Source organism: Prosthecobacter sp. (genome assembly GCF_046154365.1).
Lineage (GTDB): Bacteria > Verrucomicrobiota > Verrucomicrobiia > Verrucomicrobiales > Verrucomicrobiaceae > Prosthecobacter.
In genome coordinates this window covers 23,296-41,601 of the sequence record NZ_JBJXFV010000051.1, presented here as the reverse complement: position 1 = coordinate 41,601, position 18,306 = coordinate 23,296, and the positions used below count along the sequence as shown (strand labels likewise).

Genomic DNA, 18,306 nt, shown 5'->3' with positions numbered 1-18,306 from the left:
CGCCAGACTAGGCGGACGCGAGGATGACGCAAGACGCGAGGGCGGCTTAGAAATCGAGATAGATTTCGGCGCGGCGGTTGTGGCTGCGGCCTTCAGGATCGTCGGTGCCGTCGGATTTTTTATTCGGGCTGAGGGGCTGTGCTTTGCCCAGGGCGGTGGTCACCACTTGGTCGGTGGGGACTCCAAGGGTGACGAGTTGTTTTTTCACGGCCTCGGCACGGTCGTGCGAGAGGCCCACATTGTAGTCATCGCGGCCTTTTTCGTCGGTGTGGCCGGCGATGCGCAGTTTTTTGGAGGGATCAGACCGCATCAGCGCGGAGATGACCTCAAGCTGCTTCAAGGCACGCGGATGCAACTCGGCGCGGTCGTATTCAAAGTAGAGTGCGAGCGATTCGCCGCCTTTTGGATTCTTCACGATGGGGGTGTAAGGCACGCCGAGTTTGGAGGCGTTTTTGGCGAAGGAGCCGAGGATGTCGGAGAGATTCAGGCCGACGACTTTCCATGGCTGCGCGATGTCGCCACGCTTGAGTTCGACGCCGAACTCGGTGTTCTGCTGAAGCGTCTCCGACTGCACCTGTGCAATGACCCACGACACCTCGGGATTGGCGATGGTGACGATGAGCGGTTTGCTGGTGTTCAGCGCATACTGGCCTTCTTCAAACACGATGCAGAGGCCGACGAGGCGTTCGACCGGCACTTTGGCGTCATCCACAAAGGCGCGGGCGGCGGCGAAATCATGCTTCAGAAGCAGGCGCACGAAGTCGCTGGCAAAGGCGAGCGCGTCCGTGCCGTCTTCGACGGTGAAAAGTTGCTTCATCGGTGCGGCAGGCGCGAGCGTGCCGGGTGCGGGCGGCGGTGTGCCTGCGGCAGAGGGGACGATCATGGCCGGCAACGCCGCGATGGCGCTGCTCATGGCCTTGGGCAGCGTGGCTTTGGCGATCTTCCAGCCCATGCGCTCGTCACGTTCGAGATCGAGTTGGATGCGTACCGTTTCGTTGGTGCCGGGCTTGGTGAAGGGAACCGCGATGCGGGTGCGATTTTCGACGAGGCCGAGGAATTCTACCTGATCTTCTGTGCCGGGCTTGAAGCCCATGCCTGCCAGTTTTTCAAAGAGCTTCGCGGCGCTGTCCGACTGCGCAGCATCGGCGGAGGCGGCGAGCTTGCCAGCGGTGGCAAAATCACCGGTGGCGAGGCTGCGCACGAGCTGTTTGCCCAGATCTAGCGGACGGGCGAAGCCGAAGGCCACTGGGGCTGGCGCAGGCACGGGTGGTGCTGGTTTTGGCGGTGTGACGGGCGCAGGTGGGGTTGATGGGGCGTCCTTGGCGGGTTTCTTGTCTGGCGCGGCAGGTTTGGCTTCAGCCACCACAGGTGCTGCTGCGTCCTGCTGTGCCAGCATCTTTTTCTTGGTGAACAAAAAGAAGATGGCGGTGCTGAGCGCAAGCGCGGCAACGACGATGAGAATGGGTACGAGACTGCCGCCGCAGACGAAGCGGGCAGGGAGGGAGCGGGGCGGTGATTGCATGGCCGGGAGGGGGGCTGTCTTATGACAGCAGCAAAGATGCCACTACTGAAGGTAATGAATCAAGGCAAATTATCGCCACCCCAATCCCGACACGAGCCGCATGCAGCAACTTTCACCAGATTCGTGTTTGGCAGCGCCAGTGGGCCGGGCATGTTCGCCAAGTCATGTCCGAACCCAATGCCGCCCTTATTCCAGCTCCGCGTCGTCGGTTCGGCTGTTTTGTCATACTGGCCCTCATGGTTCTGGTGGTATGGCTCACCAGCAGCACGATGCTTTATAAGCTGGGTTCCGGCCTGAAGTGGCTGGCGGAGCAATTTCAGCAGCAGACCATCACCGAGGTGTTTCGTGAGAATGTGAAGCGCATCGTCTCGACAAACGGTGACGTGCTGGAACTGGCAACGCTGGAGAGCGAGGAGACGATCACGAAGTTTGATTCGAAGACGCTGTTCGATGTGGTTTACCTCGGCACCACGGAGTCCGAAATCCGCAGCGTGGTGGTCTATCGCTACCATTTGAAGCTGTCTGACGAGTGGCGGCTGGAGGTTCAGGACGGGCGCTGCATCGTGGTGGCACCGGCGATCCGGCCCTCGCTGCCGCCGGCGATCCGCACCGAGACGATGGAGAAAAAATCGGCGGCGGGCTGGATGCGGTTCAATGCGGCGGAAAATCTGGCGGCGCTGGAGAAGGGCCTGACGAAGATTCTGGAGGCGCGCGCGGGGGTGCCGAGCAAGCTCCGCAGCGTGCGTGAGGCCAGCCGCCAGTCGGTGGCGAAGTTTGTGCAGCAGTGGATTTTGAAGGAACCGACGAATCAAGCCCAGAGCGGCATCCGCGAGATCGTGGTCGTTTTTCCGGACGAAGCGGCGGCAAAAAGTGCCGGGGAACAGATGAAGCTACCCCCCACGCTGACTCTGGAGGTCAAAGCGGATTAATCCGAGGCATAGTTGATGGTTGATAGCCAGATATCTGAGCGCGTGCTGTGTTCACATCTTCCGGCTTCTGATCTATCAACCATAGACCATCAACTTCCCCATCAAAGCTGGCCGCCAGCAGGTTCGTAGAGCAGCAGTCCGGCGTCGAATTTCACAAAGTTCAGCGCGGCTGACAGGCGCTGGGGATCAAGACCGCCGAGGCGGAAGGTCTTGCCCTTCCATATGCCATCCCGACCCACCGTGCCGGTGATGAGGTTCTCCACCGTGGCTTGCTTGTTATTTTTCACCACGAAGTCGGCGCCGCCCATCGTCGCACAGACGCCGAGCGAGACGATTTCCTGGGCGTTGCGTTGGTTGGCCATGCGTTGCATCGCTTCGCGGTGGCCGCCGCCGTAACTGGTGATGAGCAGTCCGCACATGATGGCGATCACGGTGACGACGATCAGCAGTTCCAGCAGCGAAAAGCCGCGCACATTCCGGTCGAAGGTGACGGATGGTGTGCTGGAATGAAGTGAGAAGCGTATCATGAACTGAAAATGTCCATGCTCCTCCCGTCTGTGCAATTTCTCGTTTTGAATCCGGCTGCTTCTGCGGCTAGGAAACCCGCCGAGATGATGAACCATGCCCTGCTGGAAGCCTTGCCACGCCCGCTGCGCGCAGCGGTCGAGTCCGCAGGCTATCGTGTCGTGCGCTGGGCCGCTGCGCGTGAGGTGTTGCAGACGCGTGTCACGAAAGGCCGCATCACCGGTGCAGTGGGCGAGTTTTTGGCGCGTTGGCTGCCGGTGGTGCCGGTGACCGCCATTGCGGATGAATGGATGCTGACGTTCGCTGTCATGCCGAAGCAGATCCGGCTTGCCGGTGGCAGCGAATCACTTGCCGCGTCGCCGTTGGAGCATGCGCTGCTGCATCTGCCTGCGCTGCGCTCGTTTTGGCGCAATGAACTGCGGCAGCAGCACTTTGTGGCGCTCAAAGCCCTCGTGCCGCCGGTATGGCTCATGGATTCTGCTCCAGTGCCACCCGGTGCGGTGATTCATGGTCTTGGCATCACCGCTTGGGATCAACTGGAGCGTGTTAACGGTCATGAATGGGATATGCGGGACCAAGTTTTGACCGCTCGTGCTCCGTCGGGATTAATAATCAACGCCGGTTATGGACGGAATGACCAAGGACAGATCGTTTTACGTTCTGTTGAAGCGATGCCTTGACGGCACTCACGCTTTCGTGCGACAATCAGTCACCCCAAAACAACCATGGCTCGCGGTTCCAACGTCACTCTCTGCTCCTTCTGCGGCAAAAGCCATGCGGAGGTGAAAAAGCTCATCGCTGGGCCGGGCGTGTACATTTGCGACAACTGCATCCACGTTTGTAAAAACATCCTCGACAAGGAGTCCTCGCAGGATTCAGAGGGCGGCCCGTCGCTGCTGGTGCCGCGGCCGGCGGACATCGCTGCGCTGCTCGATCAGCATGTGATCGGCCAGCCGCAGGCGAAAAAGGTGCTGAGCGTCGCCGTCCACAATCACTACAAGCGCCTCCTGCACTCGCAGCAGCAGGCCGCACGCAGCGGCGGCGCGCCGAAGAAGATTGCCGCCACGCTGCCCGATGCGCATGATGTTGAAATCGAAAAGAGCAACGTGCTGCTGCTCGGCCCCACCGGCTGCGGTAAGACGCTGCTCGCCAAGACGCTCGCACGCATCCTGAATGTGCCGTTCAGCATCGCGGATGCCACCACGCTCACGGAGGCGGGTTACGTCGGCGAAGATGTCGAAAACATCATCCTGCGGCTGTTGCAGGCCGCTGATTATGATGTCTCACGCGCCGAGATGGGCATCGTGTACATCGATGAGATCGACAAGATCGGCCGCAAGACCGAAAACGTCAGCATCACGCGGGATGTCTCTGGCGAAGGCGTGCAGCAGGCGCTGCTAAAAATTATTGAAGGCACGGTGTGCAACGTGCCGCCGCAGGGCGGGCGCAAGCATCCGCAGCAGGAGTACATCCAGGTGAACACGGAAAACATCCTGTTCATCTGCGGGGGGGCGTTTGTCGGCCTCGACAAGCTCATGGAGCGCCGCCGTGGCAGCAAAACGATGGGCTTTGCTACGTCCCACGCGGCGAAGCTGGCAGAGCCTAAAATTAGGTCGGATGTGGAGCCGGAAGATCTGCTGTCATTTGGCCTGATCCCGGAATTCATCGGACGTCTGCCCGTCATCTGTTCCCTGGAGGCGCTCACCGAGCAGGAACTCATGCGCGTGCTCACCGAGCCGAAAAACGCCCTCACAAAGCAGTACGCCAAGCTCATGCACATGGACGGCGTCGAACTGTCTATTACCCGCGATGCCATGCTCGCCATGTCCAAGGAGGCCGTGTCACGCGGCACCGGCGCACGCGGCCTGCGCAGCATTTTTGAGCGCATCATGCTCGATGTCATGTATGACGTGCCCAGCCGTCTGGACGTGCGCGGTGTCACCATCAACGAAGGCGTCGTTAAAGGCGAACGTGCCGCGATGCTGCGCAAGCGCGTCGAGCGCAAGGCGGCGTAGGCCATTGTTACAAAGCCGGGGCGAAAATTCTGCTGGAGCTTTCGTGTGACCGCACGCCATAATGCGCGCCGTCACGCCCATGAGCACCCACACCTCCTCCCGCCGCCATTTTCTGCAACTCGCCACCGCCACCATCGCTGCTGCGGGTTCACGCCACGTGATCGCCGCAGACAAGGAGCCGCCGTTCAAGATCTCGCTCGCCGAATGGTCGTTGAACAAAGGCATGTTCAAGAAAGGCAACGCCGCGCCGCATGAGCACCTCGACTTTGCCAAAATCGCCCGCAGCCTCGGCATCGACGGCGTCGAGTATGTGAACCAGATGTTCTTCGACAAGGCCGCGGACGCCGCCTACCTCGGCGAGATGAAAAAACGCCAGGACGGCGAAGGCGTGAAGGGCCTGCTCATCATGTGCGACCGCGAGGGCAATCTTGGCGATCCCGATGAAGCGAAGCGGGCAAAGACCATCGAGAACCACCTCAAATGGCTTGATGCCGCCGCCACGCTCGGCTGCCATAGCATTCGTGTGAACGCCGCCAGCGATCCGAAACTCAGCGCGGACGAGCAGATGAAACTCGCTGCCGACGGCCTGCACCGTTTGTGCGTTGAAGGTGACAAGCGCGGCCTGTTTGTGGTCGTCGAAAATCACGGTGGTCTTTCCAGCAACGGTCTGTGGCTCACCGGCGTCATGCAAGCCGCCGATCATGCCCGCGTCGGCATCCTGCCAGACTTTGGCAATTTTTACACCGACCGCGTCAAAGGCGAACTCTACAACCCCTACAAAGGCCTGCGCGAGTTCATGCCGTGGGTCAAACAGGCCGTCAGCGCCAAGGCCTACGATTGGGACACCGGCGCCGGCAAATTCTACACCGAAGACCGCCGCGAAGGCCGCGAGATGACCCTCGATTTCCAGCGCCTCATCGACATTGTCGTCAAAGCCGGTTACAAGGGCTACATCGGCATCGAATACGAAGGCGACAAGCACCCCGAGATCGAAGGCATCAAGCGCACCAAGCAGGCACTCGACGAACTCTGCTCCATGCTCTGATTTTCCAACCACGCAGCATCACCACCAACATCCACACTCATGAACAACGACGACTCCTCTGTCCCAGCCTCTGCCGAAACCGTTCTCTGGAGCGGCCATACCTCCCAGTGGGTTCACTTCTGGTATTATCTGTTCTGCATCGTGCTCGCCGTCGGCATTGCCTTCGCCGCCACCATGTTCGGCCTAGCCACCGCAGGAGTCGGTGCACTCAGTTATGTGGCGCTGGTCATTCCGCTCATCATGTGGCTCGTGCGCTGGTGGGTCACCAAATGCACCTTTTATGAGCTGACCTCGCAGCGCCTGCGCATCCGCAGCGGTATCTTGAACAAGCGGGTCGATGAACTCGAACTCTATCGCGTCAAAGACTACGCCATTGAGCAACCGCTGCTCCTGCGCCTCGTCGGCCTCGGCAATCTCACCATGGTCACCTCCGATGCCACCACCCCCACCGTCCCCATGCGCGCCATTCCCGGTGTCGAAGTCGTCCGCGAAAAACTCCGCACCGCCGTCCAAAACGAACGCGACCGCAAACGCGTCCGCCAGCTCGATGTGGACAGCCAGGACGAAGGTGCGCTGAAATAGGGCGAGGGGGGGCGGCTGCGAGAGCGCTCGCAGGGTTGATTTAGCTTCACTGCATTGTTTGGCTACATTTAGTCGCTGAGATAAATGTAGCCATGTGGTTGAATGCTCCTAAAACCATGAGCGCCTCAGTTTTCCAGAACCCATTCCGTCCCGGTGCCGGGCATCCGCCGCCTTACTTGGCTGGTCGTGAAGACGAGAGGGCCGAGTTTGCCAAACTGCTGACGCAGAGCCTCGTGATGACCAACATGGTGCTCACCGGACTGCGTGGTGTAGGCAAAACCGTGTTGCTGGAGACATTCAAGCCCATCGCCATGCAGGCGGACTGGCTTTGGGCAGGCACGGACCTGTCCGAATCCGCCAGTGTGAGCGAGGACAACATCGCCATCCGCATCCTGGCCGACCTTGCGCCATTGGTGTCGTGGTGCAGGAGGTATAGAAGCAGAAGCTCGGATTCGGGGCGCAGCCTGAAAAAATCAAGGTCCACCTCGATTTCGACCTGCTCAAGCGGGTCTATGACGGCACACCGAGACTGTCAGCGGACAAGCTCAAAGCGGTGCTCGAGCTGGTGTGGAGCTGCCTCGCCACCACTCCCTGCAAAGGCATCGTGCTGGCCTATGACGAGGCGCAGAATCTTGGCGATCAGGCGGAGCGGAATCAGTATCCGCTCTCGTTGCTGCTGGATGTGTTCCAGTCCATCCAGAAGAAGGGCATGCCTTTCCTGATGGTGCTCACGGGCCTGCCTACCTTGTTTCCGAAGCTCGTTGAAGCGCGCACCTTCGCGGAGCGCATGTTTCATGGGGTTACACTGCGGCGTTTGAATGAAGACGAATGCCGTCAGGCGATCACCATTCCGGTGAAGCAGAAGAACTGCCCGGTGACAATCACCGAACCTGCTATCGTGGCGATCACAAAGAACTCCGGAGGCTACCCTTACTTCTACTTTGGTAAGTCATCTGGGCGTTCATAACAGTCATCGAGAGGTCTTTGGGCATCTACCTCTCGGATGTGCATCCGGGGATCATCGCGTTTGAGTCAGATCAGCGTCGTTTTTACCTGCCATCTTTTTGCCTTAGATGCCGTATGGCTCTCATGCAGCATCTCCTGGCCTTTCTCCTCGCAACCTCCCTCCAATCTGCCCCGTCGATCATCCTGCATCACGGCAAGGTCATCACCGTCGATCAAGCCTTCCGCATCGTCGAAGCCATTGCCATCGACTCGGATGGCCGCATCGCTGCCGTGGGCACGAACGACGAAGTTCTCGCGCTGAAGGCCGATTCCACCCAGCTTCTCGATCTTGCTGGCAAGACGCTGCTTCCAGGCCTCATGGACTCGCATGTCCATCCCGGCGCTGCGATGACCGAGTTCGATCATGAGATTCCGACGATGGAAACCATCGCCGATGTGCTCGTTTACATCGCGGCTCGTGTGAAGGCCTCGAAGCCTGGTGAACTCATCAGCGTGCGCCAGATTTTCATCACGCGGCTCGAAGAGAAACGCTATCCCACCCGCGCTGAACTCGATCGCATCGCGCCAAACAACCCCATCGTCTTCTCCACCGGCCCGGACTCGATGCTCAACAGCCTCGCGCTCAAACTCGGTGGTTATAGCCGCGATTTCAAAGTGCCGGAAGGCAGCGCGGGCAAGATGGAGGTCGATTCTGCCACCGGCGAACCCACCGGTCTGCTGCGCAGCCTCAGTCACAACGTCAAAGCGCCCACCTCCGCCAAATCACCCACCGCCGAGGATACGTATCGCCGCACTGTCGAGCTTTTCCGCGATTACAACGCCGTCGGCCTCACCACCGTCGCGGATCGCGATTCCAGCCTCAAGAGTGTCGAGAATTACGAGAAGATGCTCGCGAAAGGTGATCTCACCGTGCGCATGCGCGTCTCGCCTGGCATCGCGAGCATGAGCCTCTGGCCCGCGTGCGAAAAGGCCATCGACGAAGTCGTGCAGCATCCGCGCACGCAGCCTGATCCCATGCTGCAGATCATCGGCACGAAGGTCTATCTCGACGGCGGCATGCTCACCGGCAGTGCGTGGATGATCCAGCCCTGGGGCATCAGCGAAGCCTACGGCATCAGCGATCCGCAGTATCACGGCGTGCAGAAAATCACCGCCGACCGCTTGAAGCAGCTCGTTGAAAAAGTCACCGCCGCCGGACTGCAATTCACCGCCCACAGCGTCGGCGATGCCGCCGTGCAGCTCCTCATCGACACTTACGAGGACGTGAACCAGCGCCACAGCGTCCGCGCCGCGCGCAGCAGCGTCACGCATTGCAACTTCATGCACCCCGACTCCATCGCCAAGGCCGCCAAACTCGGCGTCTGCATCGACTTGCAGCCCATCTGGCTGCACATGGACGGTCGCACGCTCACCCACCACTTCGGCGACGAGCGCATGACCCGCTTCCAGCCCTTGCGCGCCTGCTTCGACCAAAAAGTCATCGTCGGCGGTGGCAGCGACCACATGCAGAAGATCGGCTCCTTCCGCAGCATCAATCCCTACAACCCCTGGCTCGGCATGTGGACCGCCATCACCCGCAAAGCCCGCAAGCTCGACAACCACGTCCACCTCGAAAACGCCCTCACCCGCGCAGAAGCCCTGCGCCTCTACACCACCAACAACGCCTTCCTCCTCAAAAACGAGCAGCACACCGGCAGCCTCGAAACTGGCAAACTCGCCGACATGATCCTCGTCGATCGCGATCCGCTCACCTGTCCCATCGACGACCTCGTGCAGACGCAGGTGCTCAAGACGTGGCTGGGCGGTAAAGTGGTGTTTGAGAAGAAGTGACGTAGGTCGGGTGTGTGCTGCGCCAAAACGCGATGCCACTCCCCAAGTCGTTGCCGCAGCACCGCCCGACGGTTTGGACGCATGAGTGTTATCGTGAACGCTGAGAGACGGGCGGGCTAAAGCCACACCCATCCTACATGCTCACGCCACCACCTTGATCTCGCTCGTTCCTCCCGGCTTGCGAATCACTTGGACCTGCGTCGTCAGCCGCTCTTTGAGCAGATCGACGTGCGAGATCAGTCCAATCGTCTTCCCGCGTGAGCGCAGATTTTCCAGCGCACTCAGCGCCACCTCCAGCGTCTCCGTATCCAGCGTGCCGAAGCCTTCATCAATGAAGAGCGAGTCAATCGGATGATGGCGGCTCGCCAATTCACTCAAACCCAGCGCCAGCGCCAAACTCGCCAGGAAGCTCTCACCACCAGACAAACTCTCCATCGGCCGGTCCACGTTTGCCTGATACAGATCGACGATGCGCAGGTCGAGTTCATCGCCCGGTGCGGCCATCAAGCGATAACGCTCCGCCAGCACCTTCAGATGCTCGTTCGCCAGGCCGATGAGCTGTCGCAGCGTGAGCGATTGCGCGAAGCGCGAGAACTTCGCGCCGTCTGCGGAGCCAATCAGCTCTTTCAAGCGTCCCCAGCGCAACGATTCCATCTCTGCCGCCTGCAACTCGGCTCCACCGGCCTCGCGGCGTTTCCGCGCTCCGTCATCATTCTTCACCTGCTGTTCCAGCGACCCCACTTCGGTGCGCTTCGTCGCGAATTCATCGTTCAGACGCTTTGCCTTCGTCTCCAGCTCGCTCAAAGCCTCCGCGCTGAGCACCGCCTGCCCTTCAAACGGCACCCGGCGAACTTCGAGCTGCTCCAGCTTCGCCTGCGTCGCCGCGAGCTGCGTTTGCAGTGTGTTCAGTTTTGTTTCGGCATCACGCCAGGATTTCTCGGCGGCAGAAACGCGGGCTTCATGCTGCTTACGATCTTCGGCGAGTGATTGGCCGCCGAGCAGTTCCGCGAGTGATTGCTTCAGCGCATCGGACTTCGATTTGAGTGTGAGACCTTCGGCTTTCAGTTCGTCGAGCCGCTTCGTCTTCGCGGCTTCCTCCTGCTTTGCGAGCTGGATGTCGCCTGCGAGCTTCTGGCGCTCGCTCAACTTTTGGGCGGCTTCCTGCTGCTTCTTGGCGAAGACACCCGCCCGCTTGTCCAGCGCGTCGAGTTCACGCTCCGCGTCGATAGGAGTGTAGCCACGCTCGCCAGAGCGTGGAAGATCCACCAGCGAACCACGCTTCTCCTCCTCATCCGCACTCCACTGCTCCAATACTCCATCACTCGGAGCCTTCAGCTCACTCGCCCGCTTCCTCATCTCGGCGGTGCGCTGCTGCTCGGCGGCCACTTCAGCCTCGTTCTTCGCCAGATCACGTTCCAAGGTCGCCAGTTCGCGATTTGCCTTCTCGCACTGCTTCTCCAGTGTCGTGAGCAGCTTCCGCGCGGTCTGGAGCTGCGATTCAAAACTCGCGCCGCTCGTCGCGAACGGATGCTCGGTGGCTCCGCAGAGAGGACAAGCCTCTCCCGCCTTCAAATCATGCCGGTGCTCATCAAAACCGGCCACCAGCTCCGCCTGCCGTGTCACCTCGCGCTGCGCTTCGAGAGTTTTCGTGAGCCGCTCCAGCTCGGCACGATCCGTTTTCGTCTTCGCGGTGCCTTCAGCGGCTTTTTTCGTCAAAGCGGCCGCCTGCGCTTCCGCCTCGGTGATCTTCTGGTTCAGCGTTTGCGCCTCTGCATGACGCTTCCGGCCTTCAGCGAGTTTTTCAAAAGCCGTGCGCCATTCGCGCACCGCTACACGCAGTTTCGGCAGTTGATCGGCGAGTTCTGCATCTGCCGCGTTTTGCTTGAGCCAAGCTTCGAGCGCCTGTGCGGCATCCAGATGCACAGCGAGCGCTTTCTCGGCGGCTTCGCGACGTGACGCGGCGGCCTTCTGCTCCTTCGCCCAGGTTTGATAGGTCGCACGACTTTCGCCGAGCTGCTTTTCAAGTTGATCACTCTGCGCCGCCAGGCCGGCGGCCTGTTCCCACACCGGTTCGCGTTTCGTGCGCTGCTGCTTCGCGTCATCGGCGAGGGTTTTGGCCTTGGCAACCTCCGCTGCGGCCTCCGCCTGCGAGGTTTGCAGCACGCGACCGGATTCGGCGAGCTTCGTGAGTTCGGCGACGATGGACGCGTGTTCGCGTTGGTCGTGCCAGTGCTTCGTCGCGGCCTGGTTGTCGGTGTTGAGGCGTTCGGCGGTCGTGCGGGCCTCGGCGAGGTCGGTTTCGAGTTTCGTGCGGGCTTCGTCATCGAGCACCGTCACCGCGCCGAGACTGGCTTTGAGGCGCATCACCGCCTCGTCCTTCGCCTTGTGCGTCTCGTAGGCGAGCACAGAGAGATCGCTGTAGATCTCGGTGCCGGTGATTTTTTCGAGCAGCTCAGCCCGCTCGTTTGGCTTCGCCTTCAAAAACGCTGCGAACTGGCCCTGCGCGAGCAGCACGGAGCGCATGAAGCGGTTGTAATCCAGTCCAGTGAGCGATTCGATCAGCGGATCGACCTCGCGCCCCTTGTCGGCGAGGATTTCGAGCGTCGTGGCATCGGCCAGCGTGCGCTGCACGGGCCGCAAGTTGCCCGTCTTCGTCTTCCCCAGCCGCCACGTCGCGCGGAAGCGACGCCCGCCCGTCTCGAAGTCCACCTCGGCAAAACACTCCGCCGTGTGCCGGCTCATCATCTCATCCGCCTTTTCGTTCCCGTAACGCGCCGCGCGGCCATACAGCGCCAGCGTCATCGCATCCAGCAAGGTCGATTTCCCCGCGCCCGTCGGCCCCGTGATCAAAAACACGCCCGCCGCGCTCAACGGCGCCACATCAAACCGCACCTCATGCGTCCCGCTGAGCGAGTTGAGATTCTGGAGTCGGACGGCGAGGAGGCGCATGAGGGGAATCAAACTATGCCACTCAAGTCGGTTTGGATAATCAGATTCTGATCTCTGCGCTCATCCAATCTCCGAATAACTTCCTGAGAATGGCAGGGGAATGGTTGGGCAGAGGAATGGACCAGAACAACTCCTCCGCCCAACCACTCGCCTGCCAAAATCAAGGCCATGCATGTTCTTCCGACCCGGTTTCGGGCAAAAAGTTACTCTCCGTTCCACCCTCAAGCCGCCTTGGGTTCCGGTGCTCTGCGGTGTTTCCTCACCGTTGATTTTTTACACCACAGAGATGGGAAGATTTTAACCCGCACCCCATGCTCTCCGCTGAGCGAGTTGAGGTTCTGGAGTCGGAGGGCGAGGAGGCGCATGGGGTCAGCAGCGGAAAATCACGCTGGCCGGATATGGCCGGATTATGGCCGGATCGGGTTCCACTCATGATGGGAATCCTTGAACACACAACTCATCCAGATGACATCGCCTCTTTCGCCAGAAGCAATTCGTTCTGCCGAAGTTCAGACCTATCGCGATCCAGCATGGACTCCACAATGACCGGGGCCAGCCAGCCTGCACGGGCCATGACCTTCTTGTAGTCCATCACAGCTCCACGCGACATGGGCTGATGACGGCATCTGGAGTCCAGCTCGCTGATGTGAATCTCTGCAACGCGATCCGCAAAGCGCCGGATGATGTCCCAAAGCAAGGTCAGTGTCGTATCCATCTGTCTGGCGTGGGCGACATCCAAGCACAAGCGGGCCTTCGGCAGGCGGCTAAAGAGATCCGTCAGCTCGGTGGATGTCCTGCCGATGGGTTTACGTCGATCCATGTTCTCGATGAGGAGTTGCTCGCCAAAACGCAGCCATCGCGCAGGGGTGTAGATAACATCGGGATGCACCACGATATTCCAACCGCGACGGTAAACCGGCTGCAACAGGTCGATCACCTGCTCCTCTCTGTCTGGACTGAACGAACTCGGTGCGTGGAAAGAAACATAATCAAATTTATCCAGCGGCAGGTCACCGAGGCTCGACACGAGCGGCTCCAGTTCGTCAAATCTCAAGGCGGACAGCTCCATGCTATGAATGTTATTTCCCACCATCCAGCGGACGGCGTCACGATAGTTGCCGCGCTCCAATGCTCCGGTGGAAAAACCGATGTGAGAGGTGTGTCCGTTAAAAGGCGACATATTCAAGGCTGAGGTTGGCGATCTCATCAGTGTCTTGATCGCGGTTAAAGAAGAGAAGCTTTAGACCAGCAGAAAACTCGGCGCTGATTTCCCGGACTCGTTGAAAAACAGGCTCCTGTTTGGCCTGCTCTTGGCTGAGGTTCTCCAGCACCTCTCTGGACTTCTCGTCCGCGAGCAAGGCTAGCCACTGATCATAGGCACCAAACACACGCCTGCTGACGGTGCGTCGTTTCTCTGCATCCGTCACAAAGGTGTCCACAAACGCGGCGAGAAACTCCAACGGCGGAGTGCCAGCGAAAGCCACGGCGGCGGCGATGAACGGCGCAGTGGTGTCTTCATCCACATGAGCAAACTCACCGAACAGGTAATCATGACCAGCCTCCAGATGTATTGGCGGCCTCAACTGACAAGCGAAGCAAAAGGCCATCCCAGCCGCGAAAAGCAGTTTCCGACTCAGACGAAGCTTGGCATTGCGAATCGCCCATTTGTTGCCGTCTTGCTCCAAATACTTCGCAGCGTAGTCCACGCCAATCGTCCGCCAATAGCGGGTGAGATCGTTGAGGAGAAACCGTGGCACTTTGCGAGCGCTTGAGGCGGAGAAGTGAGCGTCCTCTTCGAAATAGCGTTCCAGAATGCTGCGCACCACGGCATTCCAGACATCCTGCGATGAATCTCCCGATGGAAGGGTCACAGGCCTGGACTCCAGCAGCATGAGAATACGGCGTGTCAGGTTCGCGTTCGAATCGGCCGCGCCGCCGATTCGATGCACGAGTTCATGAGAAAAGCACATGTTGCCAAATGTGCCGCTCGATCCCGGAGACTTGAGTCCTTTGTTGGAAGCGTTCTGGATCGCCCTTTCAATTGACCGTGCGGTGCGGGCATGCTGGTTGCTCACCACACCGTTGATCAACAGCGTCCAGTCGCAGTCGCTGCCTGGGACCATCTCGTAGCGCGCAAACGACCCGCACAAGACCAGACTGGAGTCCCAGTCGAGCAATCGGCCGCCGTCTGCCTCAGCTTGAAGCGCCTGAATCAAGGCGGCCTCGGCCTGTCGGGTCAGATTCGCCGCCTGCTGAAACCTGGGCCAGGACTCCCCGCACTCGGAGGCCAGCTTGGCAATGGTAGGAAACGGATCGCGAGATGACATGGCAAAACAGGATATAGACGGTTCCGAAGCGCCTTGCCAAGGCCTTTATCAACGGCTCCAAGCGCCCGTCGGCCCCGTGATCAAAAACACCCTCGCCGCGCTCAATGGGGCCGCATCAAACCGCACGACATGCTCGCCGCTGAGCGAGTTGAGATTCTGGAGTCGGACGGCGAGGAGGCGCATGGGGGAATAAAGAGGTCTGACAGGATGAAGTGCAGTCAACGGGAGGTTTTTCGCTCAAACTCGGCCTCATAGCCTTTAAGGACGTCAATGCTCTGTTCGAGAACCAATTTTCCCCCTTTGCGTGCCAGCCGGAAGAAATAGCCGTCGATTTCGACCGACCATTTGCCGCTCGGCGTCATAGAAGGGTCCACAATCGACCATTTTCCTTGCAGATCGGTCAGGCGATCAGGCGACCTTTTAGCAATTGATTGGGCGGTGAATGATCCGTCCCCATTCAACTGAATGGAACTCACCACCGAAGCAGGACTGCCGATGTTTTTGAGAAACTTCGCAGGCAGTTGCTTGCACGTCCAAAGGCCAAGTAGTTCGCTGTTGGCAGGTTTTGAATTCAGGGCGTCGTCGCAGGAAGCGAGAACGACTAATAGAGCTGCGCAAAGTAATTTCGACATCAAGTTCCTCATATAAAGCAAGTCTGCCATTAGGTTGTCACCTTCGCCTCCCGGATCGCCAGCAGTTCATCAAACACGGCGCTGAGTTCCTCGCCTTCGATCTGCTTTTCCTTGAGCAGTTCGCGGAAGACTTCGCGGGGCTGGAGTTCGCTGAGGGCGGGGCCGGTGGGTTGCCAGGGGGTGAGGGCGGTGGCGGGGAGATCGGCGAGGACTTTGAGTGTTTCGAAGCGGCCAGCGGCGGCTTCGCGGACCTGGCGGTCGAGGTCGGGCTCGGGGGCGTCGAGCTTCACAGTGACTTCGGCCCAGGCTCCGGCGGGCACGTTGGCGAGATCGGCGGCGAGGGTGGCGCGATCGACGGTGACGCGGATGAGAGCGCGAGTGCTGGGGATGGGCAGAAGTTTCACACCGCAGAGATTGGAACGCCGCAGAGATGAGTTTTTAGATTCTGAACTCTGCGGCGTTCCCACCTCTGCGGTGTGAGGGCTTGAAATCTCGATGATGACGACAGACTTCGCGTCGGCGGCCTCGGAGAAGCTGAGGGGGATGGGGGAACCGCTGTAGCGGATGGTTTCCTGCCCGGCGACGCGTTGCGGGCGGTGCAGGTGGCCTAGGGCGGTGTAGTCAAAGCCGGCGAAGATGTCCGCGCCGACGGAGCCGAGATTGCCGATGTGGATGTCGCGTTCGCTGTCGCTGGTGGTGGCGCCGAGGACGGTGAGGTGGCCCATGGCGATGACGGGGCGGCCCTTCGCGATGTCGCGACATGCGGCGAGCTGCGCGGTGTAGTGGGCGCGGATGGCGGCGCGAACTTGCTCGTGTACGGTGGTGGTCGTTTCACCGGCGGCGGCCTGGCGGAGGTCGCGTTCACGCAGGAAGGGCACTGCGGCGATGACGGCATCGCCGAGATCGACGATGTTGTCACCGGCGTGGCCGAAGACATGCACCTCGAAGCGGCGCAGCAGTTCGCGCGGGGCATTGAGATGCGAGGCAGAGTCGTGGTTGCCGCCGGTGATGACGGCTTTCACGGTTTTGAGGTCGGCGAGACGCTTGAGGAAGTCGAAGTAGAGGGCGACGGCCTCCTGCGGCGGGTTGGCGGCATCGAAGACATCGCCGCTGAGCAGCAGGGCGTCGATTTTCTCGCTGCGGAGCGTTTCAATGAGCCAGTCGAGAAACGCGGCGTGCTCAGCGAAGCGGTCCCGCTCGATGAGGCGGGCACCGAGATGCCAGTCGGCGGTGTGGAGGAGGCGCATGGGTTCTTTTAGCGGGGGAGTGCGAGGTGAGAAGCGGGAAGTGAGAGGGAGTGGTGGAGTTTTGGAGTGATGGAGGGATGGAGGGATGGACAGAAATGGAGTCGTGGATGGAATGAAATGAATTGAAGGCCAAGGGCCTTCCGTCATGCAGCCCAGGGTTGCGCGAAGCGCTACCCTGGGTCCGCGACGATAACGACCTCGTTGTTCAAGAGCGAACCGCAACGCGGTTCCGTCCTGCTTCGGCGACGATGGACGGAACCCCGATGGGGTTCGTCCTTGGGGAGGTTTTTCGTTGGATCGTGAACCCAGGGTTCTGCGAACCCTGGGCTGCATGACGCAAGCCCGTTGGCCTTGCTTGGGTTTCTGATCCATGCGTAAACCTGCGTGTTTCCTTCGTTGTCTGCAAAGGGAATCGCGGGTGCATGCGCATGGTTTCGCAAGGTGATGAGCTTGAGTTGTCATGTTTTGTCATGCAGGCACGTCATCACCTTGCGGGAACGACAGGGCCTTCCTTTTCGCAAGTTGGGTCACCTCGTCCGCTTCAAGCCCTCCACTACCTGCCCGGAGCGCACTGGGCCGGAAAGCGGTTTCTGGTTCCGTGGCAATGAAGATTGCGGCCCTGTTACAGACCAGACTGGTGCTGCCTGATTTTGTTCGCCGATGAGCTTGTCCGGCGGTCACTGTCATGGTTTCGTGATCCAGTTCCTGCATGAGTCTCGCCCTGCCCAGCCATTCCAAGATCCAAATCTCTCCCACGGGTCTGGATGTCCTCGCGCCTCTAACCTTTGAGGAATGGAGCCAAGTCGCCCCTTCCTTGGGGAATGCCGCACGCGGCATTGCTTTTGTGATCGGTGACTGGCTCGTCTATGGCGATGCCACCTTCCGCAAAGGTCCGATCGCTAGACGGGTAGCTACCGAAGCCTATGACGCAGCTATCCAAGCCACAGGTCTGGACAGGGCCACCCTGCAAAATTACGCTTACGTTGCGCGGCGGGTGGCCAGGAACCGACGCAGTGAAGCCCTGGCGTGGGAACATCACAAGGTGGTCGCCAAGCTCGATGCCGGCGAACAGCGCCGTTGGCTGGCGCTGGCGGCACCCAAAAAGAACCAGCGAGCCATCAGCACGATGCGTTTGCGCAAGAGCATCATCGCCGGGCGCGTGCTCACCCCTGATGAGATGGTGGCCGATCCTGCGGATCGTGGCAGAAACAATCATATTCCATACATCAACAGGCTTTGTGCATGGTGGAGCGACATGATGGACAATAAGTGGCCCCAGCGTGCCACAGCTGAGCAGGTGGAGACCCTGCTGCGTGATTTTGGGCGGGTGATGAAACTCAGTGGCGAGTTGATCCAACTGTTGGAAACCAAACGCCGCAAAAAACCCTGATGCCCAATTCCGAACATCCCGAGGTCTTGTTCAGCTACAGCCTATCATTTGGCGAGCGAGAGTTTCTGGTCCGTATCATGCCCTCTGGCCTGATGGTTTGGGACGACTACCAGGCACGCCGGGACCGCTGTGGCCCAGCAGCTTCCATGATCGGCGATGACGAGTTCACAGTGTCATTGAATCTCAGTTCCGAGCTGCTGAGCTGGTTTAAGAAAGCAGCGACCATGCTCACCGATGGCTCTTGGACCTGCCAAGACGAAAGTGATCTCGATAAAAAGCTAACACCGCTGTTTTGGAGCCAGATCAATCCACGTCTGCCCGCCCTCATCGAGCCGCCTTTGCCATGA

17 protein-coding genes are annotated in these 18,306 nt (G+C 59.9%); 9 read left to right on the top strand and 8 right to left on the bottom strand.

Going from position 1 to position 18,306, the window contains the following annotated elements:
- Positions 1–46: 46 nt before the first annotated feature.
- Complete coding sequence (locus tag ACKVY0_RS05385; RefSeq protein ID WP_409213765.1) at positions 47–1,522, bottom strand: OmpA family protein; 1,476 nt, start codon at positions 1,520–1,522, stop codon at positions 47–49.
- Between the two features lie 164 nt (positions 1,523–1,686).
- Between ACKVY0_RS05385 and ACKVY0_RS05380 the strand changes: the two genes are divergently transcribed.
- Positions 1,687–2,451: a hypothetical protein gene (locus ACKVY0_RS05380; RefSeq protein ID WP_409213764.1), complete on the top strand. Its 765-nt coding sequence runs from the start codon at positions 1,687–1,689 to the stop codon at positions 2,449–2,451.
- A 101-nt stretch (positions 2,452–2,552) separates the two neighbouring features.
- Here ACKVY0_RS05380 and ACKVY0_RS05375 read toward each other — a convergent pair whose 3' ends face one another.
- A complete protein-coding gene (locus ACKVY0_RS05375) occupies positions 2,553–2,978 on the bottom strand; it encodes a type II secretion system protein (protein ID WP_409213763.1) in 426 nt (141 codons plus the stop codon).
- Positions 2,979–2,987: 9 nt separating this feature from the next.
- On the opposite strand from ACKVY0_RS05375, the gene ACKVY0_RS05370 reads away from it, so the two are divergent.
- The 6 genes from ACKVY0_RS05370 to ACKVY0_RS05345 all read left to right on the top strand — a co-directional run bounded on the left by ACKVY0_RS05370 (position 2,988) and on the right by ACKVY0_RS05345 (position 9,414).
- The gene (locus tag ACKVY0_RS05370) at positions 2,988–3,656 is read left to right on the top strand and encodes a hypothetical protein (RefSeq protein ID WP_409213762.1); all 669 of its coding nucleotides are present in this window, start codon (positions 2,988–2,990) and stop codon (positions 3,654–3,656) included.
- A 45-nt stretch (positions 3,657–3,701) separates the two neighbouring features.
- Positions 3,702–4,991: an ATP-dependent Clp protease ATP-binding subunit ClpX gene (gene clpX / locus ACKVY0_RS05365; RefSeq protein WP_409213761.1), complete on the top strand. Its 1,290-nt coding sequence runs from the start codon at positions 3,702–3,704 to the stop codon at positions 4,989–4,991.
- A 79-nt stretch (positions 4,992–5,070) separates the two neighbouring features.
- Entirely contained in the window at positions 5,071–6,036 is a 966-nt protein-coding gene (locus ACKVY0_RS05360; protein ID WP_409213760.1) for a sugar phosphate isomerase/epimerase family protein, read from the top strand.
- 39 nt (positions 6,037–6,075) lie between these two features.
- Entirely contained in the window at positions 6,076–6,618 is a 543-nt protein-coding gene (locus tag ACKVY0_RS05355; protein WP_409213759.1) for a PH domain-containing protein, read from the top strand.
- Between the two features lie 553 nt (positions 6,619–7,171).
- The gene (locus ACKVY0_RS05350) at positions 7,172–7,585 is read left to right on the top strand and encodes a hypothetical protein (protein WP_409213758.1); all 414 of its coding nucleotides are present in this window, start codon (positions 7,172–7,174) and stop codon (positions 7,583–7,585) included.
- 122 nt (positions 7,586–7,707) lie between these two features.
- On the top strand, positions 7,708–9,414 hold the full coding sequence (locus ACKVY0_RS05345) for an amidohydrolase (RefSeq protein WP_409213757.1): 1,707 nt from the start codon (positions 7,708–7,710) through the stop codon (positions 9,412–9,414).
- A gap of 141 nt (positions 9,415–9,555) precedes the next feature.
- On the opposite strand, the gene ACKVY0_RS05340 is transcribed toward ACKVY0_RS05345, so the two are convergent.
- The 6 genes from ACKVY0_RS05340 to ACKVY0_RS05315 form a co-directional block, all read right to left on the bottom strand.
- A complete protein-coding gene (locus ACKVY0_RS05340) occupies positions 9,556–12,363 on the bottom strand; it encodes an AAA family ATPase (protein WP_409213756.1) in 2,808 nt (935 codons plus the stop codon).
- Positions 12,364–12,820: 457 nt separating this feature from the next.
- Positions 12,821–13,543 (bottom strand): hypothetical protein, encoded by a 723-nt coding sequence (locus ACKVY0_RS05335; protein WP_409213755.1) that lies wholly within the window; start codon positions 13,541–13,543, stop codon positions 12,821–12,823.
- Complete coding sequence (locus ACKVY0_RS05330; protein ID WP_409213754.1) at positions 13,530–14,540, bottom strand: hypothetical protein; 1,011 nt, start codon at positions 14,538–14,540, stop codon at positions 13,530–13,532. Before ACKVY0_RS05330 ends, ACKVY0_RS05335 begins: the two co-directional genes overlap by 14 nt.
- A 198-nt stretch (positions 14,541–14,738) precedes the next feature.
- Positions 14,739–14,873 carry a hypothetical protein gene (locus ACKVY0_RS05325; protein WP_409213753.1) on the bottom strand — a complete coding sequence of 45 codons (135 nt, stop codon included), beginning with the start codon at positions 14,871–14,873 and terminating at the stop codon, positions 14,739–14,741.
- 35 nt (positions 14,874–14,908) lie between these two features.
- Positions 14,909–15,322, bottom strand: coding sequence for a hypothetical protein (locus tag ACKVY0_RS05320; protein ID WP_409213752.1), 414 nt, complete (start codon positions 15,320–15,322; stop codon positions 14,909–14,911).
- A 29-nt stretch (positions 15,323–15,351) separates the two neighbouring features.
- Positions 15,352–16,569 (bottom strand): exonuclease SbcCD subunit D C-terminal domain-containing protein, encoded by a 1,218-nt coding sequence (locus tag ACKVY0_RS05315; protein WP_409213751.1) that lies wholly within the window; start codon positions 16,567–16,569, stop codon positions 15,352–15,354.
- A gap of 709 nt (positions 16,570–17,278) precedes the next feature.
- Here ACKVY0_RS05315 and ACKVY0_RS05310 point away from each other — a divergent pair.
- Together ACKVY0_RS05310 and ACKVY0_RS05305 are read left to right on the top strand one after the other, a co-directional pair.
- On the top strand, positions 17,279–17,959 hold the full coding sequence (locus ACKVY0_RS05310) for a hypothetical protein (protein WP_409213750.1): 681 nt from the start codon (positions 17,279–17,281) through the stop codon (positions 17,957–17,959).
- Complete coding sequence (locus ACKVY0_RS05305) at positions 17,959–18,306, top strand: hypothetical protein (protein WP_409213749.1); 348 nt, start codon at positions 17,959–17,961, stop codon at positions 18,304–18,306. Before ACKVY0_RS05310 ends, ACKVY0_RS05305 begins: the two co-directional genes overlap by 1 nt.